Here is a 20,407-nt window from a genome sequence, read left to right as displayed (position 1 = left end):
GGGAATTGCCGATCACGTCATCGAGGAATTGCGCCCGAGGAATCATGAAAAAGCATTTCGCCTTCGTCAGCGTGCCCGCCGCCGGACACGTCAACCCGACCCTGCCGCTGGTGGCCGAACTGCTGCGCCGCGGCCACCGGGTCAGCTACGCGGTGGGCCGCGCGCTGGCCCCCGCCGTGCGCGAAACCGGCGCGGAACTGGTCGAACTGCCCAAGGTCGGCCGCGGCGGCCAGCTGACCGCGGAACGCATGAAAATGATGCTGGACTTCTTCTGCGACGACCTGCGCGCCAGCTTCCCGCTGCTGCGCCGCCACTTCCAGGACGACCCGCCGGACGCGGTCTGCGCCGACATGATGACCCCCTACGGGCGCATGCTGGCCGAGGAGCTGAACCTGCCCGCGATCGTGCTGATGCCCAGCATGGCCTCCAACGAGCAATTCTCGCTGCGCGAAGCCGCCCCGGCCGGTGAGGAGGAATTCCGCGCCGGGGTCTTCGAGGAGATGAACGCCCGGATCACCGAAGTCGCCGCCGAGCTCGGCGTGCGCCCGGTGATGCCGTTCCAGCCCGACTCCGGCGAGCTGAACCTGGTGTTCCTGCCGCGCGAGTTCCAGCTGGCCGGGGAGACCTTCGACGAGCGGTACCGGTTCATCGGCCCGCTGCTGGGCGACCGCGACCAGCAGCCCTGGCAGCCCCGCGACCCGCAGGCCCCGCTGCTCTACATCGCCCTGGGCACCGCCTTCAACGACCGGCCCGACTTCTACCGGATGTGCCTGGCCGCCTTCGCCGAGAGCCCCTGGCAGGTCGCGATGTCCACCGGCCACGACGTCGACGTCGCCGAGCTCGGGCCGATCCCGGACAACTTCGAGGTGCGCGCGAGCTTCCCGCAACCCGCGGTGCTGCGCCACGCCAGCGTCTTCGTCTCCCACACCGGCATGAACTCCACCATGGAATCGCTGCACGCCGGGGTGCCGCTGGTGGCCGTCCCGCAGATGCCCGAACAGTTCATCAACGCCGGTCGCGCCGAAGAACTCGGCCTCGGCCGCCGCCTGGACCCCGCCGCCCTCACCGCCGAGCAGCTGCGCGCCGCCGTCGACGAGGTCGCCGCCGACAGCGGCATCCGCGCCAACGTCGAGAAGATGCGCGAGATCGTCCGCTCCTGCGGTGGCGCGGTGGCAGGTGCCGACGCCCTGGAGAACCACCTCGCCTGAGCATCACTGGTGCCGCTGACCCCCGCGACGTCAGCGGCACCAGGGCGCTCACCGCACTGCGGCGGGCTTGCGGCGCCGGTCCAGCCACCACTGGCACGCCAGCAGCGGCAGCACCCACCCCGACCACGTCGTCAACCCGGCCACGGTCGCGCTGAAGTAGGCCTCGTCGCCGCCGAAGGTCGTCGGCAGCTGCGGCGCCAGCACCACCGCCCACACCGGTCCCCACACCCGGTTGGTCACCGTCGAGATCGTCAGCACGAACGACCGGATCATCCACCGGCGGTGATCGCCGAACCGGCGCTGCCGCGCCGCGCGCCAGCCCGCCACCGTGCAGCCGAACCACACCACCCCCAGCAGCACGTTGCTGGCCACCGCCACCATCCCGAACGGCGCGAACACCGCCACCGACACCGCCAGCACCGACGCCGGAAGCACCCCGGCGAACACATACGCCCGCCCGATCACGCGGTGGGCCCGCGGGTACCGCGCCCGAAAAGCGGGCCACACCTGGAAGCAGCAGCTCAGGATCGCCACCGACCCGAACAGCACGTGCCCCAGCAGCAGCGGGTAGTGCACCTCGCCCCCGGCCGGTACCTGCACCCGCGACAACGCCGGGTCCAACGTCAGGTACGGCGGCAGCGAGTAGACCACGAACAGCACCGCCACCAACGCCAGCGGCCCCACCCACGGCCGCCGCCACCACCGCACCGGCGACCGTCCCGCCGCCGGTTGCACCACCGTGCTCACCACGAACCTCCTCGCGTACGCCGCATCAACGCGTACACCGTATTGAGCGCAGCGGGGAAACCACGACCAGAACGGTGAAACTGCCAGGTACTGGTTCGAAGTGAACTAGTGCGCGCGGGTGTTCGCCGTGGTGCGCTACGCTTCCCGCCGCACGTGCACTAGTGCGACGAGACCGGGGGAGCGCGATGCCAGCCGAACCACCGCCCTACCTGCGCATCGCCGCCGACATCCGCGCCCGCATCCACTCCGGCCAGCTGCGCCCCGGCGACCGCGTCCCCTCCACCCGCCAGATCACCGAAGAGTGGGGCGTGGCCATGGCCACCGCCACCAAAGCCCTCGCCGCCCTGCGCCGCGAAGGCCTCGTCCACCCCGTCACCGGCGCAGGAACCGTCGTCACCGACCCCACCCACCGCGCACCCCGGCGACGCGCACCCCGCACCACCGACACCCACATCGACCAGCGGAGCATCGTGCGCACGGCCATCACCATCGCCGACGCCGAAGGCCGCACCGCGGTCTCCATGCGCCGCGTGGCCGCCGAGCTCGGCGCCGGCACCATGTCGCTGTACCGGCACGTCCCCGACAAGGACGAACTCCTGCGGCTGATGGCCGACGCCGCCTTCGCCGAAACCCCGCTGCCCGAACCCAGCCGCCACAGCTGGCGCCGCAGCCTGGAAAAGCTCGCCCACCAGCACTGGGCCACCTACCAGCAGCACCCCTGGCTGGCCCCGATCGCCCTGACCTCGCTGGCCGAACCACCCCTGCTGCCCACCGGAATGGCCCACCTCGAATGGCAGCTGACCGCCCTCGACGGGCTCGGCCTGCCCCAGCACACCGCCCTGCACATCGCCGTCAGCCTCAACGGCTACGTCGGCGGCATGGCCATGAGCCGCTCCATGGAACGCGAGTACACCCGCGAAACCGGCCTGACCACCCGCCAGCGCCACGAGACCGACCGCGCCGAGTTCGACACCCTGCTCGCCAGCGGCCGCTTCCCAAAACTGGCCGCCACCGCCGCCAGCGGCATCACCCTCGACCTCGACCAGCTCTTCGAGTTCGGCCTGCAACGCCACCTCGACGGCATCACCCACCACCTCACCCGAGGCCCCGCCGCCCCGGCCGGACAACCAACCCGGCCGCGCCGCAGGTGAGCACACCTCACTAACGCGACTCGGAGTCGGCCAACTCGAACACAATCCGCGGCCACCCCACGCCGGCTGTAGGCCGATTCGCGCTGTCCCGACGGGCAGGTGAGCGGCGGCGTCGCGGTCGTGGAGCCGACCCGGACAATTACCGGAGATCGAAGGGGGCAGGGGAGCAACCCTCCCAGATCCGGCGGGATGCCTGTTCGGGGTAGGGCACAGTCTTCGACTCGGTGTCCAGGACGCGGGTGAGGTACCCGCCGGGCCGGTGGGCGGGCCAGCCCGCGTCGCCGGTGGTGACGAAGCGGACCCATGCCTCCTGGAGTTCGCGGGAGAGCGCGAGGGCCTCGGCAGTGGGCTCCTCGCCGATGAGCTGGGTGCCTACGGGGCTGTCCAGCGTGCCGAACGCCAAGGGCGCGTCGAGGCTGTGGCAGGCGCCCAGGATGCCGCCGCGGACCGGGGCGACCCAGCGCAGTTCGAACAGGTACGAGGTGCCGCCGGCTGCGGCGTTGGCCTCGGCCAGCTTCTGCGACGGCATGCGGAAGAGAGCGTCGGAGTACACCGTCTCCACCAGCTCTTCCGGGCCTGCCTGCGGGAACGCGGCCCGGTAGGCCCGCGCGCCGTCCGGCGGCGGGGCGTGCAGTTCCAGGGCTGCGCGGGCATCCTCCTCGGTGAAGGTGCCGTACCGTCCGCTCACGACGCTGAAGTACCGGAATTCGTCCCGGGCGTGGCCGACGAGCAGTTCGATCCCGCTCGCGCGCGAGCCGGTCAGCGCGGGCCAGGGCGTTTCCGGGAGGACCTCGCCATCGACGACGGGGCACAGCGCGGTGCCGGTCTCCGTGAGGCGTCCCCAACTCTCCCGGTGCGCGTGGAGGCCGGCGTTGAAGGAGGTGAGCTCGGCGGCCAGGTGCCATGGGTCGATGTCGCGCAGGGCCTCGGCGGTGGGGGCCGCCGCGCCGAGCCGGTCTGCGAACGCGGCGGTGACCTGGCGTGCCAGCGCTGGGGTGCTGTGCAACCCCGGCACCGAATGGGCGATGGCCCGCCGGAACAGGCCGCGCGCGGACTTCATCGTCAGCAGGGCGGCGACCGAGCCCGCACCGGCCGACAGCCCGCCCACGGTGACCCGGCCGGGGTCGCCTCCGAAGGCGGCGATGTTGCGCTGCACCCACTCCAGCGCCGCGATCTGGTCGAGGAATCCGCGGTTGGGCGGCGCGTCGTCGAGGAACGCGAACCCCTCCGCGCCCACGCGGCAGTTGATGGTCACCACGACGACTCCCGCCCCGGCCAGCGCTGCCGGGTCGAACATCGGGTCGCTCGACGCCGCCGAGAGGTAGCCGCCCACGGGGATCCACACCAGCACCGGCAGTCCCGCCGCGCCGGGATCCGGAGTGCCGACGTTGAGCGTCAGCCAGTCGGTGCCCTGCGGGGGCACGTCGATCGGCAGGGACAGCGGCACCACGGGGCCGAACTCGACCGCCTGCCTCGTGCCCTCCCAGCGGTGCGGCGGCGCGGGCTCGGCGAAGCGGAGCGCTCCGACCGGGGGCTGGGCATAGGGGATGCCGCGGAACACCGCGTGCCCTTGCCGCCAGCGCCCCTGCACCGCGCCCTCCGTCGTCCATACCTTCGGCTGTTCGGACATGACGATTCCTTCCCTCGAGTGGACCCCAGGGTTATAGGTCAGGTGTATTATGTCAACCGTATTGAAACAGTCCTGGGATGCGGGGGAGGGCCGGCGATGCCGAAACAGGTGGATCACCGCGGACGCCGCGAAGCGATCGCCCGCGCACTGTGGCGGGTAGTGGAGCAGCGCGGCGTCACACAGCTGACGATGCGCGTGGTGGCGCAGGAGGCAGGCATGTCACTGGGGCAGCTGCAGCACTACTTCGCCTCCCGGACCGCCATGCTCTCCTTCGCCATGGACTTCGCGTCCGAGCAGACCTCGGTGCGAGTGCACCAGGGGCTCGAAAAGCTCGGTGACCGTCCGCACCCCCGTGACGTGCTGCGACTGACGCTCGCGGAAATGCTCCCCCTGCACGCCGACGCCCGCGCGACCAGCCGGATGAGCGCCGCCTACGTCCTGGAGGCACTGCACGACGAGGCCGTGCACGAGCAGGCGCGCCGCGGCCTCGTCCAAGGGCGAGCCCTCGTCGAGCAGTTGGTCCGCCAGGCGATCGCCGACGGGCACATCGACTCCGGCCGCGACCCGGCGACCGAGACCAACCTGCTCCTCGCCCTCACCGGCCTCACCCCCCTGATCGAACTCGACGTGATCGAGCCCCAGGACGCGCTCGCCGCGATCGACGTGCATCTGGACCGGCTGTTCAGGAGTACGTGACCTGCCCCCGGACACGGGGGCAGATGGGGACGAGGTCAGCTCCAATCCGGCCGCTCGGCCGGGCCTGGTGCCATCACCTGACCGGCCACTTCTACCTCGGCACCGCGCCCGGCAACGACCTCGCGGAAGGTGGCGTCCAGCAGCTCGGCGCGTTCGTCGAGGTGCTCATCGGGATCCGGTGGCAGGCCGAGGGCGCGCCAGTGACCTCCAACAGCACCCCCAGCCGGGCCGGGACGAACGGGAATCCGCGATCCGGTGCCGGTGCTGCACACCGGCCGCGAAACGACGAACGCCGGGCGCGGAAGGGAAATCCGCACCCGGCGCCGGTGGTGCCCAGCTCAGCGCGAAGCCATCAGCTCGTCGAAGGACGGGAACCGCTCGGCGGTGTCGGTGTTGCAGAAATCGCCCACCCAACCGTCCTCGTCGTGGAAGAACCGGATCGCCACGAAATCCGGGCGGGTGCCCATGTCGAACCAGTGCGTGGTGTTGGCCGGCACGCTCAGCAGATCACCCGCCTCGCACAGCACCGCGTACACCTTGTCCTCCAGGTGCAGGTAGAACACCCCCGCGCCGCGGGCGAAGAACCGGTCCTCGTCATCGTCGTGGGTGTGCTCGGACAGGAACTTCTCCCGCGCCGCCCTGGCCTGCTCGGCCCACTGCGGATCGCCGTCGCGCGGCGCCATCACCGCCGCGTCGACCTTGATGTAGCCCTCGGCGTCGATGACCCGGTCGACCTCCGCGCGGTAGGCCTCCAGCACCTGCTCCGAAGTCGCCTCGGCGGGCAGCTCCTTGAGCTCCCAGCGCTCGAAGCGCACCCCGAAGGGCTTGAGGACCTCAGCGATCTCCCCGGGCTCCTCGGTGCGCACCTCCACCGTGCCGGGGTCGGTGTCCGGCCACACAGTCAGCAACGTCATGCCACACCCTCCTGAAATCCGTTCGCGGCCAAGGTGAACTGGAACAGCCAGTCCAAGCACTCCGTGCGGTGCCGGGCCTGCACCAGGTCCCGCCCCCACACGTACAGCCCGTGGCGGGCCACGACCACCGCCGGGGTCGCGGCGTCGAAGGACGCCTCGAAGGCATCACCCAGCACCCGCATGTCCTGGCTGTTGGGCACCACCGGCACCGTCATCACATCGTCGTCGCGGCGCCCCAGGCCCTTGAGCATCTCCAGGTCCCGCAGCACCACGCCCCGCGGCCAGCGCTGCCCGGCCACCACCGCCGAGAGCATGTGCACGTGCACCACCGCACCCGCACCGGCCACCGCCGCGATCCGCGCGTGCAACCCGGCCTCGGCCGACGGCCGCTGGTCCGGGCGGGGCTGATCGGGCACCGCCGCGCCCACCTCGTCGACCACCACCACGTCCGAGGCGGTCAGCTCACCCTTGTCCAGGCCGCTGGCGGTCACCGCCAGCCGCAGCGGATCACGCCCCAACGTCACCGACAGGTTCCCCGACGTGCCGCGCATCCAGCCCAGACCGGCCATCCGCGCCGACTCCGCGGCCAACGCCGCCCCGGCCCGCTCCAGCTCGCCGCTCACGCGATCACCTCAAGCTCCACCTCGTCGAAACCCGACACCACCGGGTGCGCACCGAAATCCGCCTCGGCGAAGGGCTCCCCGGCCCGCGCCACCCCCACCGTCCGCCAGCCCGCCGCCGCGGCCGCGTCCAGCTCGGCGGGCACGTCGGAGAAGAACGCGATCTGCCCCGCCCCGGCACCCAGCTGCCCGGCGATCGCCTCGTAGGACGGCCGCTCCCGCTTCGGCCCGGCGTTGACCGTGTCGAAGTGACCGGCGAACAACCCCCGCAGATCCCCGGAGGTGGTGTTCGAGAACGACGCCACCTGCGCGGCCACCGACCCCGAGGAGAACACCGCCAACCGCGCACCCCGCGCCCGCCAGTCCCGCAGCGCCGGAACCACGTCGGGGAAGTAGTCGGTGGTCAGCTCACCGCGGGCGTAGCCCTCGGACCAGATCAGGCCCTGCAACGTCTTCAACGGCGTCGCCTTGCGGTCGGCGTCCATCCAGGAGTGCAGCACCGCCACCACCGCATCGGTACCGGCCTGCGCCTCCAGCCCCGCCTCGGCCTTGACCTGCGCGACGGCCTCGGCCACCACCGGATCCTCGCCGTGCTCGTCGATCCACGGGCCCAACCGGGGCCGCGCGTAGTCGTAGAGCACCACGTGCACCTGGCTGGTGGCCGTCAACGTCCCCTCGATGTCCAGCACGACCCACCGGGCCGCGACCTGCACGCTCACCGCGACTCCTCCCCGAAGTAGCCCGCCGCCAGCCGATCCGGCGCGAACGCCCCGCGATCGGTCACCACCGTGGTCACGAACCGCGGATCGGTCACGTCGAACGCCGGGTACAACCCGCGCACCAGATCCGTGGCGCTGCGCCGCCCCAGCGTGTGCAGCACCTCCTCGCCGTCGCGGTACTCGATCGGCACGTCCGCGCCGGTCGCCGAATGCGGATCCGGGGCGTGGCACAACGCGTGGAAGGGCACCCCGAAGGTCTGCGCCGCCACCGCGTGCTGCAACGTGCCCACCTTGTTGATCACGTGCCCGTCCATGGTGACCCGGTCGCTGGCGGTCACCAGCGCGTCGATCTCCCCGGCGCGCATCAGCGACGCCGGCATCGCGTCGGTGACCAGGGTGGTGTCCACCCCCATCTCGGCCAGCGTGTGCGAGGTCAACCGCGCGCCCTGCAGGTACGGGCGGGTCTCGGTGCACACGAACGACGGCCGCTTGCCCGCCTCCAGCAGCGCCTCCACCAGACCCACCAGGTACAGATCACCCCAGCAGTGGGTCAGCACCCGCGCGCCCTCCGGCAGCAGCTGGGCACCGGCACGCCCCATCTCCCGGCTGCGGCGCCGGTAGTCGGCGTCCCCGGCCTGCGCGCCCGCCAGCGCCGCGGCGGCCACGTCCTCGGCCCCGGCCACCGCCGACATGACCCACTCCACGGCCTTGCGCGGCTGGTCGTTGGTGGGGCGGGTGGCGATGAGCCGCTCACCAGCGGCCTGCAACCGCTTGCGCGCCGTGTCCGGATCCGCGCCCGCGGTCTCCCGGGCGGCCAGCACCATGCCCCACAACACCGCGAAGTAGGGCCCGGAGGACTGGGTCACCATGTCCTCGATCGCCACGGCGACCTCGTCGACGGTTCGGGCGTGCACCCAGCGGTGCTCGAACGGGAACACCCGGCGGTCCAGGATGTGCACCCCGTCCTCGGCCAGTCGCACGCTGTCGGCCAGCGTCGGCGAGCCGGGGTGCGCGGAAGGTGGCGGCATGAAGTCCTCGATGACTGATGTGCGGAACGATTTCCCCGGCCAGCGTAGTCAGCGCGGCCCGCGCCGCGGCAAACCAACCCACATCGCGGGAGCCGCCGCCACCCGTTGTTAAGGTGCGATCACCGCCCCGATCCGGACGCGCTGCGCTGCCCACGGCGACCCCGCACCACACCGCCCGCGCGTCGCCCGCAGCGTTCGCACCGAGAAGGCCTCCGTTGATCGACTCCCGCCCCACCGACACCGGCCCCGTCCTGCAGGTCGACGACGTCGACGTCGTCCGCGACGGCAACCACCTGCTGAGCTCGATCTCCCTGCAGGTCCACCGCGGCCAGCACTGGGCGCTGCTGGGCGCCAACGGCGCGGGCAAGACCACGCTGCTCAACCTGCTCGGCGCGGTCAACCACCCCACCCGCGGCAGCGTCTCGGTCCTCGGCCACCAGCTGGGCCGGGTCGACATGCGGCAACTGCGCTCCTACGTCGGCCACGTCAACCCCCGCCACCCGCTGACCAGCCCGCTGCGGGTGCGCGAGGTCGTGCTCACCGGCGCCACCAACACCACCGAACTCGTCCCGCGCTGGCACCCCACCCCGCAGCAGTCCGCCCAGGCCGACCGGCTGATCAGCATGCTCGGCATGGGGGACAAGAGCCAAGCCCGCTGGAACACCCTCTCCCAGGGCGAGCGCGGACGCACCCTCATCGCCCGCGCCCTAATGCCGGTGCCCCGGTTGCTGCTGCTGGACGAACCGGCCACCGGACTCGACCTCGCCGCCCGCGAACAACTGCTGACCAGCCTGGACACCCTGCGCGCCGAACACCCCGAGCTGGCCACCGTGCTGGTGACCCACCACCTGGAGGAACTGCCCGCCAGCACCACCCACGCCGTGCTGCTGCGCGAAGGCCGCTGCCTGGCCTCCGGGGAGGTCGACGAGGTGATCACCACCGACCACATCAGCAAGTGCTTCGACCACCCGGTGCGCATCACCCGCACCGACGGCCGCTGGCACGCCCGCGCCGACCGCTGAGGATCACCCCAGCCGCACCGCGATCCCGTCGAGCAGGTAGTCCAGGCCGCGCGCGAAGCTGCCGTCCCAGTCCGAGTCGAGCACGTCGAAGTGCTCGGCGTTCACCGACACCGAAGACGTGCTGCAGGAGAGCTACCTGCGCTGGAGCGCCGTCGACCCGGACACCATCGAGCACCCGCGCGCCTACCTGGCCCGCCTGGTCACCCGCCAGGCCATGAACCACCTGCGCGCGGCCAAAGCCCGCCGCGAGCACTACATCGGCACCTGGCTGCCCGAACCCGTGCGCACCGAACCCGACATCGGCGAGGACGCCGTGCTGGCCGAATCGGTGTCGATGGCCGTGCTGCTGGTCCTGGAAACCCTCAACCAGACCGAACGCGCCGTGTTCGTCCTGCACGACGTCTTCGGCCACACCCACGCCGAGATCGCCGAAACCATCGGCAAGACCGAAACCGCCACCCGCCAGATCGCCCACCGCGCCCGCTCCCACGCCGAGATCGCCGAAACCATCGGCAAGACCGAAACCGCCACCCGCCAGATCGCCCACCGCGCCCGCTCCCACGTCCACGCCCGGCGGCGCCGCTTCGAACCCGACTCCAGGGCAACCCGCCAGATCGCGCAACGCTTCCTGCACGCCGCCGCCACCGGCGACCTGCAGGCCCTGCTGGAGCTGATGGCCCCCGACATCGTCCAGATCTCCGACGGCGGGGGAAAGGTCAGCGCCGCACGACACCCAGTCACCGGACGTCACGCCGTCGCCCACTACGCCATGGGCGTGGCGCAACGAAAAACGACCGGCGCCGAAGCGGAATTCACCTCCTGCAACGGCCTGCCCGCCGTGCAGTTCCGCACCCGCGGCCGACCCGACTGGCTGCTGGCCTTCGAGATCCACCACGACCGGATCACCGGCCTCTACGCCATCCGCAACCCCGACAAGCTGCACCACACCGGCACCGTGCACCGGCTCGACCGAGGAGGAGCTGCCCCGTGGAAACCATGACCGTCCAACGCGTCGTGCACGCCCCCATCGGCGAGGTCTTCGACTGGCTCACCACGACCACCAACTACACGGCATCTCCGCTGGCCCTGCGCTGCCGCCTGACCCGCCCCGGCCGCGACACCCCCTACGGCGTCGGCGCGATCCGCAGCCACCTCTGGCTCATCGGCTGGTTCCGCGAACGCATCACCCACCACGACCGTCCACACGCGACCGAATACGTCGTCCACGCCAGCCTGCCACCCGCCCGCCACGAACTCGGCCGCATGACCTTCACCGAGATCGCAGGCGGCGCCACCCAGGTGACCTGGACGACCCGCGCCGAAATCGCCCTGCCCCTCATCGGCGGCGCCCTCACCCGCACCGTCGCCCGGCCGCTGATCACCCGCGCCTTCCGCACGATCCTCGACGCCGCCGAAACCGCCCTCGCCGCAACACCGCGCTGACCCCCGGGCTCACAGCGCGTGCCCACCGGCGACCTGCAGCACCTGCCCGGTGATCCAGCGCGCCTGGTGCGAAGCCAGGAACACCACGGCATCGGCGATGTCCTCGGGCTCACCGACCCGCCCCATCGGCACGACCGCGGTCACCTCGGCCAGCGCGTCCGCACCGATCCACCCGGTCTGGACCGGCCCCGGCGCCACGGCGTTCACCCGGATGCCCTGCGCCGCCAGATCCAGCGCGGTCGACCGCGTCACCGCCTCCAACGCCGCCTTGGACGTGCCATAACCGATCTGCCCGGGAAACGCCCGCGCCGCATCGGTGCTGATGTTGACCACCGACAGCGGGTCCTGCCCGCGCCGCACCCGCGCCACCTCGGCGATCAGCACCGCCGGGGCGACCGCGTTCACCCGGTAATGCCGCTCCAACGACTCCTCGGTCAACGACTCGACCGAATCCGGCACCTCGCAGTGCGCCGCGTTGTTGACCAGCACGTTGATCGCACCGGCCCGCTCGACGACCGACCGCACCAGCCGCTGCGCCGCCCCCGGCTCGGCCAGATCCGCGCTGATGGCGAAAGACCCGTTGCCCAACTCGGCGGCCAGCTCCTCGGCCGCACCGCGGCTCGGCGTGATGTGAGCCCACTCGACCTGCTCAGGTGCAGGAGGATCCTGCGCGAGGTAGTGCACCGCCACGCGCGCACCCTGGGCGGCGAACGCGCGGCTGATGGCCGCCCCGACGTTCCCGGCTCCTCCGGTGACCAGCACGGTCTGACCGGCAAGGCGGGTATTGATCATTATCGTCTCCTCGGTGGTGGAATTCGCTCAGCCGGGACCAGACGCGCTGCCGCACCGAGAAGCGGAACCACAACAGGAGAACGCGAAACGCCTGACCAGCCAAGACATGGTTCACCCCGCCGGGCGGCACGCCTCGGAGCGGGGGAGGGCAAGATCAGGAACGCATGCCCGCAAACTACCCGAACCCCACCAACGCGGACAAGCCCGGACTCACTCGCCGGTATCGCGCGCCATCTCGGCCAGCGCGGTCACCGTCCGCCAGTTGCGCGCGGTCAACTCCACCCCCAAGCACCGCTGCAGATAAGCGGCGGTCACCTTCGAACGCCCCGCGCCATCCGGGTAGTGCAGGTACACCTCGCGGCCGCGCACCACCGCCCCCTCCGGCGAACCCGCAGGCAGAACCAGCTCGGAAACGGGCTCGGCGGCCAAGAACGCCACGTGCAACTTCGCCGGGTCGTCCTCCTGCCCGTCGAACGGATGCCCACCGGCCACCGCAGCCATCTCGGCAGCCGTGCGCACCACGACCGGCGTGTCCAACCCCAGCTCAGCGACCAGCCGCTCCCGGACCTCCCGCGCCACCACCCGCGGATCGTCCCGCGCCGTGGAGAACACGACGTTCCCGCTGCGCAGGTACGTCCTCACCCCACGCCCACCGACCGCATCCACCACCGCACGCAGATCGGCCATGGCAAGACTGTCCCGAGACCCGAGGTTGACCGCCCGCAACAGCGCAACACAGGTGAGCACAACACCAATCCTCGCACGCCCCCACCGCACCCACGCGGCTCACGAACGCCGAGCCGAACCGCGCAAGGCCGTCACCCCGGAAAAGCGGGGAGAAACCAGGCGGTTCGCGGTCGTGCACCGTGTGTTCACCCCGGAAACGACAGTGGCCTTGGCACTGGCGCAGGATGCAGGTCTGCGCCAGTGCCAAGGCCACCGCTGTTGACGCCCGGGATCAGCGCCGCTTCTTCGGCGGGTCCTTGCGCAACAGGTCCGGTCCGATGATCCGCCGCACCACGCGCCGCATCAGGCTGCGCTTCTTCACCGGCGCCGCCGGTGCTTTCGCGACCGGCTCGTCCGCGGGCTTGGGCTCCGGCGGCGCGACCGCCGGTTGCGGGCCCGTCAGCACCGGGGACGCCGCCGGGGGCTCGGGGTTGAGCCGCTTGGCGAACTCGGGCTGCTCGTCACGGATCGCAGGGATGTAGGGCTGGGTGACTTCCACCCGCTCCGGCGCATCCGCCATCGGGGGTGGGGAAACCGGTCGAGCGGGAACGATCACCTCGTCCAACGGCAGCTGGCCGACGATGCGAGTCGTCGGCGGCCCGGGATCCGGCCGCGGCGGCTGCTGCGCCTCCGACGGGACCACCGGCTGGAACCACGGTCGAGCAATGTCGTCTTGAATAGTCATCCGTATCGACTCTGCGGGAGCAAACGGCCAGTGTCACCGGAACGGGCTCCTCCCGAACCAGCCGATCAGACCCTACCGGTAACGGACAGATAAAGCACACCCCCGTGTTCCCTAGCTCTCTCCGACGATCACACCCAGTGCTGAATGCGCCATTCAGCGCAACCAAACAATCCTTTCAGCGCAGCGACAACCGCGGAATCCTCGCTCGACCAGCACGAACGACCACGGTCAGTGCACGAAACCCAGCAGCTCGCCCCCTCGCGCACCGCCCGCACGGGCCGGTGGTCGGCAGCGGAGTCGGCAAGATCCGGTCCGGTAGCGTGGTCGGCAGCCGCCCGGCAGGTCAGCGCGGGCACCGACGACGAGGAGCACAGCCATGGCAGACGGCGGCGAGCGCCCGGCGCAGGTCGAGCAGGAGACCGAACACCCCCACGACACCGAGGACCTGGTGCGGCTGGTCAGCCTCATCCGCTCCGAGCAGGGCTGGACGCAGGCCAAGCTCGCCGAGGCGGCCGGGGTGCCCGAGGCCGAGATCGCCCGCTTCGAAGCAGCCGAAATCGTGCCCGCCAAGCCGATGGCGATGCGGCTGCTTGAGGCGCTGGGCCGAGTCGAACCCGGCCTGTTCTGACCCCCGGTGCGGGGCGCCCCGCACCAGTCAGCTGCTGCGGCTCGCGACCAGGTCGTCGACCAGCGCCGCCGCGGCCTCCGCCGACACACCGGCCTTGATCCGCGCGCTGAACCGCTGGGCCTCGGAGATCGTCGGCAACAACCCCACGAGCACCACCGGCAGCAGCAACCGGCGCGCCAGCAGCTCGTTCTCCGAGGTCACCTGCGGGCGGCGCACCACCGAGACGTTGACCCGAACCGCGTGCTCGTTGCCCCGCGGCACACCCGGCCGATCACGTTCGATCGCCGCGTAGCGGAACCCGTGCGCGAGATCGCACGCCGCGCAGCCCACCGGGCCGCGGCTGAGCTGACCGCCGCAGTCATCGCAGGTGATCCGGTCCAGCGCAGCATCGACCACCCGCCAGTCGTGCCGATCCGGCTCGGCGACCACCAACCGCGCAACCTCAACCTCCGGTTGCTCGCCCCAACCACCGTCGGCCCAGAAGCACCGCCACTGCTGCTCGACGATCCCGTCCACCAAGCGCCGACACCGCCCGCACCCCGGCGCGCCACCGTACTCGTGGCCACCGCACTCACCACAGCGCACCAAAGGCGCACCGACTTCAGGACGCACCCGCCGATCCTCCCGGCAACCACGCGCCCAGCTCAACCCGATATTCCAGGTGTGAACGCCTAGCAGGGCGTTTCGTGGTCGCGGCGATCGGTCAGCGGCTCGGGCAGCGCCGCCTGCCGCAACTGGCGGAACTCCGTGGCCAAGGTGCCCGCCGTCCAGTGCGCGTTGAGACCGCTGGGGTTGGGCAGCACCCACACCTGAGCGCCCTCGATCAACCGGTCCTGGCGGCCCACGGTCGCCCGCCGCTCACCGAAGGCCACCCGGTACGCGGTGATGCCCACCACCGCCACCCACTCCGGCCGGTACTGCCGCACCTTCGCGGCCAGGGCCGCACCACCGGCCCGCAGCTCGTCGTCGGACAGATCCGCCGCCCGCGCGCTGGCCCGCGCCACGAAGTTCGTGATACCCAGCCCCAGGCCCAGCAGCTCGTCCTGCTCGTGCGGCTGCAGCAGCCGCGGGGTGAACCCGGCGGCGTGCAGCGCGGGCCAGAACCGGTTGCCCGGGCGCGCGAAGTGGTACCCGGTCGCACCCGACCACAGACCGGGGTTGATCCCGCAGAACACCACCCGCAGACCGGGGGAGAGGACGTCCGGGATCCTCGCCCCCTCGGCCGCGGCCAGCTCCTGCGCACTCGGACGGTTCCCCGACAACTCCCACCTCCGGTCCCGGCACTGCACCCCCGGACCATAACCGGACGCCCCCCGACCGCCCTCAACCGCTCCGCCGACCGGCGCAACCCGCGGGGCCCTGCACGCACCCGAATCCGCGCCGGTGCCGGAGAACACGCGGTTCTGCAGCAGGGCGGGATCGCGCTACCCGGAGACTCCGGTCACGGGCTTTCACCGTTGCCCGGTGGGGGCGTCTCCACTGCGGTGTGCGCGAGGACGGTGCGGATGTGCTCCCGGAGCGCCTCGGTGTCGGTGGTGTTCTCCACCGCTTCGGCGAGGCGGTCCCGGAGCTGATCCAGCTGCTGGTGGGCGCGGGACGCGAAGCTGGTCTGGGCGGCCAGCTCGTTGCGCAGCGCCGAGATCTTCTCGTGGAGGGGAGCCAGCGCGGTGGCGTAGTTCTCGGTGGCACGGGTGAGCTGCTCGGACAGATCAGCGATGCGCTGATCGGCGCGGGTTTGCGCGTCCTGGAGCCGCTGAGCGAAGTCCTCGGCCTGATCGTCGAGCCGTTGGCGCCACTCCTCGGTGAGAGCGGTGCGCAAGTCCTGACGCGTCTGCTGCTCCTCGCGGCGCAGCAGATCAAGCTGCTCCAGGGCGCTGGCGCGTTCGCTGGCCAGGGTGGCCTGCAGGTCGTCGATGCGCTGGTGGGCCGCAGCGACCTGGTCCAGAGCCTGCTGGCGGTCCGTGCGGGCGGCCTCGGCCTCCTGCCGGGCCGAGGCCTGCTCGGCGATGGCCTGATCGCGCGCGGCGGCCGCCTCGTTGGCCCGCTGGATCGCGGCGTCCTTCGCGATGCGGGCGGCCTCGGCCTCCTCGCGGGAATCCGCGGCTTGCGCAAGGGCCTCGTCCCGTGCCGCTTCGGCAGCGCGGGCGGCCTCGACGGCGTCGCGGCGCTCGGCGTCGGCGGTCTCCCGTGCGGCGAGCGCGGCGGAGAGCTCTTCGGTGGCGTGGGACTGCAGGGCTGCGATCTCCTGCTGGACCGGGTTCAGCACGGCCTGCAGCGCGGTCAGGCGTTCGTCGAGGGTGTGCACGTCGAGCTGGGTCATGGGCTGGTCCGGCCCATAGGTCTGCACCCAGATCTCGCGGTGCTCGTCGAGCATCGCGCACGTGATCGTCTTCGCGCCCCACTGGCCGTAGCGCTCCGGGTCGGCCGGGCAGTACGGGGTCGGGCGGCCTCCGCGCGGCGGCAGGGGAGGTAGCCGATCACCGCAGTAGGCGCAGTGCGCTTCCTCGCCGGAGCCCAGAGCGCGCAGGGTCTCCGCGCGTCGTTCCTCCCGGCTGCCCCGCCGCGCGGGCGGAGTCAGTTGCGCCGTTGGTCGCGTTGCCTCCGCGAGCTGTTCCGTCACGCTCTCCGGCACCCCATCTCGATCTGACCTGCACTTTTCCTGACTGGCTAGTTTCAGTTTCAAAACTCTAACATGATCTTCCAGAATCCAAACTGGAACTAGCCGACATGGGAGGGTGTGTCGGAATCATATGGATAAGGAGGATTATGCATATGATCTCGACTGTGGATCGGCAGCGAATCGGAAGACGGCCCGAAGGCCGCCGTCTGAGGCAACGAAAACTAGGGGGCCGAGAAAACGGTCCGAAGAATCAGGCTGAGCAGCCAGAGACACCGGACTGTTTGGTCACGGTGACGAAAAGGAGAGCGGTGCGAGGAGGTGCTCGGCGGGAGCCGCCGCGGATGCTCGATCATGGAACAGCGCATGCCCGCCGAGCGGAGGCATGGACGTTGCGAGGGAGGAATCGCCGGTGAGCAAGGCGGTGGCCGCGCTGGGCCAGCCGGACAAGACCAGCCGGGAGCGGTTCGCGGAGTTCCTGCGCATCTACGCGTCGTTGAACACCCGGCTGGCCTACGCCACCGACCTCGGGATCCCGCTGGACTGGGTGCCCGGCTACCGGCCGCCGGACCCGACCCGGCGCCGCGGCCGCTCCCGCCGCGCGCAGCCCTCCGGCCTGGAATGGCTGCCGTGGTGCGTGAACAACGGGTTCACCTCGTTCGCCGAGATCCGGGTCGAGCACGTCGAGCGCTGGCTCGCCGAACTGGCCGAAGCCGGGTACAGCGACGCCACCCGCGCGCGGATGCTCTCGGCGGTGTCGGCCTTCTACCGCAAGTACCTGGTCCGGGAAGGACTCGTGGAGCACAACCCGGTGGCCATGGTCGACCGCGCCGCCCAGCACCTCAACCGCCCGAACGGGACCCCGTCCCGCACGGTGCTGTGGTCCTTCGAAGCCTGCCGCGCTCTGCTACTGGCCGCCTACCTGCTCGCCGACCGCCACCGCCACGGGCGACGCGACCGCGCGATGGTCGAGATCCTCATCGGCACCGGCGTGCGCGCCGAAGAGCTCGTGGGCGTCAACCTCGACGACTACCACCGACCGGAACCCGGCGGGCCAGCTGCGCTCCGGGTGCACGGCAAGGGAGCCAAGGACCGGCGCGTGGCGCTGGCCCCGCCGGTCGCCGACACCGTCGACGCCTACCTCGCCGAGCGGAAACCGGCGAGGGTGCCCGCCCGCACCGGCCAAGTCGGTGCCCGCACCCGCGAACCGCTGTTCATCACCCGCACCGGGGCGCGCGTGCACGTCTCCCACGTCCAAGCCGTGCTGCGCCGGTTGTGCGCCACGTTCGCCCCGCCCGCCGACGCGCCACCGCCCCGCGCCCGGTGGTTGCGGGAACTGCTCGCCAGTGAGCAGGCGGCGTTCATCGCCGCCCACCTCGGACCCCTGCGCGAGACGATCCACCCGCACTCCGCCCGGCACTCCTACGCCACCCACGCCAAGAACCGGGGCGCGGAGCCGCGCCAGGTCCAGCGCGACCTCGGGCACTCCTCCCTGACCACCACGGAGGGCTACCTGCACGACGCGGAGAACCTCGCGCTCTCCGCCGCCCACGACCTGTCCCCGGCACTGCACCGCGGATGGCTTCCCCAGCGGTAGCGGGCGTCAACGCGGTGTTGGCTCAGCCAGTTCCGCCGGGGCCCGGTCGGATCGCGCGGACAGCTGGCCCAGCAGCTTGAGGGTGTCGGCCGAGCTGGAGCCCTCCTCGGCCGTGACCAGCACGAGGGACTGCTCCGGTGAGTGGGTGAGCTGCAGGCTCTGCTGGGTGATGGTCAGATCGCCCACCAGCGGGTGGCGCAGCCGGAAGGTGTCGCCCACGCAGGGCTTGACCCGGTGATCGCCCCACATCGCGACGAACTCCGGGCACTTCACGGACAGCTCGCCGACCAGCGAGGCCAGCAGCGCGTCGTCGGGGTGCCGCCCCGCCGCCAACCGGAGGCTGGCCACCAGGCCGCGCGCCTTGCGGTCCCAGTCGACGTAGAGCTCGCGGGTGTGCTGGTCCAGGAACAGCATCCGGACCAGGTTCGGGCGCTCGCCGGGGCACTCCGGCGCCGCCGGGTCGATGTGCCCGGCCAGCAGGGCGTGGCCCAGCGGAGTCCACGCCAGCACGTCACAGCGCCGCCCGACGACCACCGCCGGAACATCCTTCAGCGACTGCAGCAGTTCGCGGGTGAGCCCCTTGACGCGCTCCACCGGAGGGCGCTTGCGCGGACGGGGCCGCTGCGCGGCCAGCTCCCGCAGGTGGGCGCGTTCGTGATCGTCCAGGCGCAGGGCCGTGGCCAACGCGTCGAGCACCCCGTCGGAGGCGTTGACCGACTGGTGCTGCTCCAACCGCGTGTAGTACGAGACGCTGACCCCGGCCAGCTGCGCCAGTTCCTCGCGGCGCAACCCGGCGACCCGGCGGCGTCCCGGCGGGGTGACCAGCCCGACGTCTTCGGGTCGCAGACGCGCCCGCCGCGCGCGCAGGAACTCGCCGAGATGCCCAGAACTGCTCATGACCCCCACTATGCCCTCACCACCGCCAGCGAGCCTGCCCCTGTCAGTGGTAGGCACGGCCGCCAGCGACGTCAGGACGCCGACCAGGCCCGGGTGCTGCGCCGACGGCTGGAGTTCACGGACCACCCGGGCAGCTACTTCCACGACGACGGCAAGCCGCTGCGCGCCTCCGACATGGCCGACCGGTGCCGCGCGGGCGAACTCGCCGGAGCGGCCAGCCGCGCGGACCTGGAGACCGAAGCGGAGCAAGCCCGGCGATAGCGGAATTCGCTTGCCTGCCACTGCCAGTGGTAGGCACGACCGGGGCTGGTTCACCGGCTGCGGCGGCGCGCACGCTGGGGGAGATCCCGATCCGAGAACCCCCGGAGCAGCCATGCGAGAAATCGAGCTGGGTGAGGTCACGATCACCCGCGTCATCGAGTACTACGGATCCGTCGGGCTCTCGCCCGGCGAGTTCTTCCCCGAGATTCCCGCGCAGAGCTGGCGCGACCACGAGTCGTGGCTGGTGCCGGACTTCCTCGACCCCGCCGCGGACGCCTGCGTGTGCGCGATCCAGACCTGGCTGCTGCGCAGCGAGGGCAGGACGATCCTGGTGGACACCGGCGTGGGCAACCACAAGGAACGCCCGAACTCGCCGGTGTGGCACCACCTCCAGACCGACTTCCTCGGCAACCTCGCGCGGGCCGGTGTCCAGCCGGAGGACGTCGACCTGGTGATCAACACGCACCTGCACGTCGACCACGTCGGCTGGAACACCCGGCTGGTGGACGGCGAGTGGGTGCCGACCTTCCCCAACGCCACCTACCTGATGTCGCGCGCGGACTTCGACTTCTGGAACCCCGCCGACGGCCACGACCCGGCGCTGGGCGGCGGCAACGAGAACGTCTTCGCCGACAGCGTCGCCCCGGTGCACCGCGCCGGGCAGACCCAGCTGTGGGAGGACGAGCACGTCATCGACGGCAACCTGCGCCTGCTGCCAGCACCCGGGCACACCCCCGGATCGTCCGTGCTGAGCCTGGCCTCGGGCAGCGACCGAGCGCTGTTCGTCGGGGACATGCTGCACACCGCCGCGCAGTTCGTCGAACCCGCCGCCAACAGCTGCTTCTGCGAGGACCCGGCCGCGGCCAGGGCCACGCGCCAGCGGCTGCTCGGGCAGGCCGCTGACACCAACACCCTGGTGCTGCCCGCGCACCTCGGCGGGCACGGAGGCGCCGAGATCGTGCGGGACGGCGAGAAGTTCGCCATCAAGTCGTGGGCGCCGTTCGCCCGGATCTGACAGGAGAACCC

At 71.5% G+C, this 20,407-nt stretch carries 23 protein-coding genes; 10 read left to right on the top strand and 13 right to left on the bottom strand.

Annotation, left to right across the window (positions count from 1 at the left end):
- Nucleotides 1-44 precede the first annotated feature (44 nt).
- Nucleotides 45-1,208 (top strand): macrolide family glycosyltransferase, encoded by a 1,164-nt coding sequence (locus F1721_RS11645; protein WP_150066636.1) that lies wholly within the window; start codon nucleotides 45-47, stop codon nucleotides 1,206-1,208.
- 48 nt (nucleotides 1,209-1,256) lie between these two features.
- Here the strand turns inward: F1721_RS11645 and F1721_RS11640 are convergent, their stop codons facing one another.
- A complete protein-coding gene (locus F1721_RS11640) occupies nucleotides 1,257-1,955 on the bottom strand; it encodes a DUF2306 domain-containing protein (protein WP_150066635.1) in 699 nt (232 codons plus the stop codon).
- Between the two features lie 185 nt (nucleotides 1,956-2,140).
- Here F1721_RS11640 and F1721_RS11635 point away from each other — a divergent pair, with 185 nt between their 5' ends.
- A complete protein-coding gene (locus F1721_RS11635) occupies nucleotides 2,141-3,106 on the top strand; it encodes a TetR/AcrR family transcriptional regulator C-terminal domain-containing protein (RefSeq protein ID WP_150066634.1) in 966 nt (321 codons plus the stop codon).
- A gap of 139 nt (nucleotides 3,107-3,245) precedes the next feature.
- Here the strand turns inward: F1721_RS11635 and F1721_RS11630 are convergent, their stop codons facing one another.
- Nucleotides 3,246-4,736, bottom strand: coding sequence for a carboxylesterase/lipase family protein (locus tag F1721_RS11630; RefSeq protein WP_150066633.1), 1,491 nt, complete (start codon nucleotides 4,734-4,736; stop codon nucleotides 3,246-3,248).
- A 96-nt stretch (nucleotides 4,737-4,832) separates the two neighbouring features.
- Between F1721_RS11630 and F1721_RS11625 the strand changes: the two genes are divergently transcribed.
- On the top strand, nucleotides 4,833-5,432 hold the full coding sequence (locus tag F1721_RS11625) for a TetR/AcrR family transcriptional regulator (RefSeq protein WP_150066632.1): 600 nt from the start codon (nucleotides 4,833-4,835) through the stop codon (nucleotides 5,430-5,432).
- Between the two features lie 338 nt (nucleotides 5,433-5,770).
- On the opposite strand, the gene F1721_RS11620 is transcribed toward F1721_RS11625, so the two are convergent.
- From F1721_RS11620 to F1721_RS11605, 4 genes are read right to left on the bottom strand one after another with little or no spacing between them, the layout of a single operon-like run.
- The gene (locus tag F1721_RS11620) at nucleotides 5,771-6,346 is read right to left on the bottom strand and encodes a 1,2-dihydroxy-3-keto-5-methylthiopentene dioxygenase (RefSeq protein WP_150066631.1); all 576 of its coding nucleotides are present in this window, start codon (nucleotides 6,344-6,346) and stop codon (nucleotides 5,771-5,773) included.
- Nucleotides 6,343-6,969 (bottom strand): methylthioribulose 1-phosphate dehydratase, encoded by a 627-nt coding sequence (gene mtnB, locus F1721_RS11615; RefSeq protein ID WP_150066630.1) that lies wholly within the window; start codon nucleotides 6,967-6,969, stop codon nucleotides 6,343-6,345. Before mtnB ends, F1721_RS11620 begins: the two co-directional genes overlap by 4 nt.
- Nucleotides 6,966-7,685 (bottom strand): acireductone synthase, encoded by a 720-nt coding sequence (gene mtnC / locus F1721_RS11610; protein ID WP_150066629.1) that lies wholly within the window; start codon nucleotides 7,683-7,685, stop codon nucleotides 6,966-6,968. Before mtnC ends, mtnB begins: the two co-directional genes overlap by 4 nt.
- Nucleotides 7,682-8,713, bottom strand: coding sequence for a s-methyl-5-thioribose-1-phosphate isomerase (locus tag F1721_RS11605; protein WP_150066628.1), 1,032 nt, complete (start codon nucleotides 8,711-8,713; stop codon nucleotides 7,682-7,684). The genes mtnC and F1721_RS11605 overlap by 4 nt, the downstream gene beginning before the upstream one ends.
- Nucleotides 8,714-8,928: 215 nt before the next feature.
- Here F1721_RS11605 and F1721_RS11600 point away from each other — a divergent pair, with 215 nt between their 5' ends.
- The 3 genes from F1721_RS11600 (at nucleotide 8,929) to F1721_RS11590 (ending at nucleotide 11,178) form a co-directional block, all read left to right on the top strand.
- A complete protein-coding gene (locus F1721_RS11600) occupies nucleotides 8,929-9,735 on the top strand; it encodes an ABC transporter ATP-binding protein (protein ID WP_246154699.1) in 807 nt (268 codons plus the stop codon).
- A gap of 118 nt (nucleotides 9,736-9,853) precedes the next feature.
- Entirely contained in the window at nucleotides 9,854-10,735 is an 882-nt protein-coding gene (locus tag F1721_RS35320) for a sigma factor-like helix-turn-helix DNA-binding protein (RefSeq protein ID WP_211840435.1), read from the top strand.
- Nucleotides 10,732-11,178, top strand: coding sequence for an SRPBCC family protein (locus F1721_RS11590; RefSeq protein WP_246154782.1), 447 nt, complete (start codon nucleotides 10,732-10,734; stop codon nucleotides 11,176-11,178). The genes F1721_RS35320 and F1721_RS11590 overlap by 4 nt, the downstream gene beginning before the upstream one ends.
- A gap of 9 nt (nucleotides 11,179-11,187) precedes the next feature.
- Here F1721_RS11590 and F1721_RS11585 read toward each other — a convergent pair whose 3' ends face one another.
- From F1721_RS11585 to F1721_RS11575, 3 genes are all read right to left on the bottom strand, one after another.
- Nucleotides 11,188-11,970 carry an SDR family NAD(P)-dependent oxidoreductase gene (locus tag F1721_RS11585; RefSeq protein ID WP_150066624.1) on the bottom strand — a complete coding sequence of 261 codons (783 nt, stop codon included), beginning with the start codon at nucleotides 11,968-11,970 and terminating at the stop codon, nucleotides 11,188-11,190.
- Between the two features lie 210 nt (nucleotides 11,971-12,180).
- Nucleotides 12,181-12,717 carry a DUF1697 domain-containing protein gene (locus tag F1721_RS11580; protein ID WP_150066623.1) on the bottom strand — a complete coding sequence of 179 codons (537 nt, stop codon included), beginning with the start codon at nucleotides 12,715-12,717 and terminating at the stop codon, nucleotides 12,181-12,183.
- A 211-nt stretch (nucleotides 12,718-12,928) separates the two neighbouring features.
- Entirely contained in the window at nucleotides 12,929-13,381 is a 453-nt protein-coding gene (locus F1721_RS11575; protein WP_170301458.1) for a hypothetical protein, read from the bottom strand.
- 376 nt (nucleotides 13,382-13,757) lie between these two features.
- On the opposite strand from F1721_RS11575, the gene F1721_RS11570 reads away from it, so the two are divergent.
- A complete protein-coding gene (locus F1721_RS11570; RefSeq protein ID WP_150066622.1) occupies nucleotides 13,758-14,009 on the top strand; it encodes a helix-turn-helix domain-containing protein in 252 nt (83 codons plus the stop codon).
- Between the two features lie 27 nt (nucleotides 14,010-14,036).
- Here the strand turns inward: F1721_RS11570 and F1721_RS11565 are convergent, their stop codons facing one another.
- The 3 genes from F1721_RS11565 to F1721_RS11555 form a co-directional block, all read right to left on the bottom strand.
- Nucleotides 14,037-14,525, bottom strand: coding sequence for a hypothetical protein (locus F1721_RS11565; protein ID WP_246154695.1), 489 nt, complete (start codon nucleotides 14,523-14,525; stop codon nucleotides 14,037-14,039).
- 155 nt (nucleotides 14,526-14,680) lie between these two features.
- On the bottom strand, nucleotides 14,681-15,271 hold the full coding sequence (gene mug / locus F1721_RS11560; protein ID WP_170301457.1) for a G/U mismatch-specific DNA glycosylase: 591 nt from the start codon (nucleotides 15,269-15,271) through the stop codon (nucleotides 14,681-14,683).
- Nucleotides 15,272-15,450: 179 nt separating this feature from the next.
- A complete protein-coding gene (locus F1721_RS11555; RefSeq protein WP_246154693.1) occupies nucleotides 15,451-16,629 on the bottom strand; it encodes a coiled-coil domain-containing protein in 1,179 nt (392 codons plus the stop codon).
- A gap of 382 nt (nucleotides 16,630-17,011) precedes the next feature.
- Between F1721_RS11555 and F1721_RS11550 the strand changes: the two genes are divergently transcribed.
- Nucleotides 17,012-18,223 carry a tyrosine-type recombinase/integrase gene (locus F1721_RS11550; protein ID WP_246154692.1) on the top strand — a complete coding sequence of 404 codons (1,212 nt, stop codon included), beginning with the start codon at nucleotides 17,012-17,014 and terminating at the stop codon, nucleotides 18,221-18,223.
- A 6-nt stretch (nucleotides 18,224-18,229) separates the two neighbouring features.
- Here the strand turns inward: F1721_RS11550 and F1721_RS11545 are convergent, their stop codons facing one another.
- The gene (locus F1721_RS11545) at nucleotides 18,230-19,120 is read right to left on the bottom strand and encodes a helix-turn-helix transcriptional regulator (protein ID WP_150066619.1); all 891 of its coding nucleotides are present in this window, start codon (nucleotides 19,118-19,120) and stop codon (nucleotides 18,230-18,232) included.
- A 93-nt stretch (nucleotides 19,121-19,213) separates the two neighbouring features.
- On the opposite strand from F1721_RS11545, the gene F1721_RS34375 reads away from it, so the two are divergent.
- Nucleotides 19,214-19,381, top strand: coding sequence for a hypothetical protein (locus F1721_RS34375; RefSeq protein WP_170301456.1), 168 nt, complete (start codon nucleotides 19,214-19,216; stop codon nucleotides 19,379-19,381).
- Between the two features lie 112 nt (nucleotides 19,382-19,493).
- Entirely contained in the window at nucleotides 19,494-20,396 is a 903-nt protein-coding gene (locus F1721_RS11540) for an MBL fold metallo-hydrolase (protein ID WP_150066618.1), read from the top strand.
- The last annotated feature ends 11 nt before the right edge of the window (nucleotides 20,397-20,407 follow it).

It is taken from the genome of Saccharopolyspora hirsuta (assembly GCF_008630535.1).
GTDB lineage: Bacteria > Actinomycetota > Actinomycetes > Mycobacteriales > Pseudonocardiaceae > Saccharopolyspora > Saccharopolyspora hirsuta.
Note: the sequence above shows the minus strand (reverse complement) of the source record. Positions and strands in the feature narration are given on the sequence as shown.

Excerpts from the sequence above, each read along its gene's own strand:
- F1721_RS11645 (WP_150066636.1), top strand. The coding sequence starts at position 45 with ATGAAAAAGCATTTCGCCTTCGTCAGCGTGCCCGCCGCCGGACACGTC.
- F1721_RS11635 (WP_150066634.1), top strand. The coding sequence starts at position 2,141 with ATGCCAGCCGAACCACCGCCCTACCTGCGCATCGCCGCCGACATCCGC.
- F1721_RS11630 (WP_150066633.1), bottom strand. The coding sequence starts at position 4,736 with ATGTCCGAACAGCCGAAGGTATGGACGACGGAGGGCGCGGTGCAGGGG.
- F1721_RS11625 (WP_150066632.1), top strand. The coding sequence starts at position 4,833 with ATGCCGAAACAGGTGGATCACCGCGGACGCCGCGAAGCGATCGCCCGC.
- F1721_RS11620 (WP_150066631.1), bottom strand. The coding sequence starts at position 6,346 with ATGACGTTGCTGACTGTGTGGCCGGACACCGACCCCGGCACGGTGGAG.
- F1721_RS11605 (WP_150066628.1), bottom strand. The coding sequence starts at position 8,713 with ATGCCGCCACCTTCCGCGCACCCCGGCTCGCCGACGCTGGCCGACAGC.
- F1721_RS11590 (WP_246154782.1), top strand. The coding sequence starts at position 10,732 with ATGACCGTCCAACGCGTCGTGCACGCCCCCATCGGCGAGGTCTTCGAC.
- F1721_RS11585 (WP_150066624.1), bottom strand. The coding sequence starts at position 11,970 with ATGATCAATACCCGCCTTGCCGGTCAGACCGTGCTGGTCACCGGAGGA.
- F1721_RS11575 (WP_170301458.1), bottom strand. The coding sequence starts at position 13,381 with ATGACTATTCAAGACGACATTGCTCGACCGTGGTTCCAGCCGGTGGTC.
- F1721_RS11570 (WP_150066622.1), top strand. The coding sequence starts at position 13,758 with ATGGCAGACGGCGGCGAGCGCCCGGCGCAGGTCGAGCAGGAGACCGAA.
- F1721_RS11550 (WP_246154692.1), top strand. The coding sequence starts at position 17,012 with ATGGACGTTGCGAGGGAGGAATCGCCGGTGAGCAAGGCGGTGGCCGCG.
- F1721_RS11545 (WP_150066619.1), bottom strand. The coding sequence starts at position 19,120 with ATGAGCAGTTCTGGGCATCTCGGCGAGTTCCTGCGCGCGCGGCGGGCG.
- F1721_RS11540 (WP_150066618.1), top strand. The coding sequence starts at position 19,494 with ATGCGAGAAATCGAGCTGGGTGAGGTCACGATCACCCGCGTCATCGAG.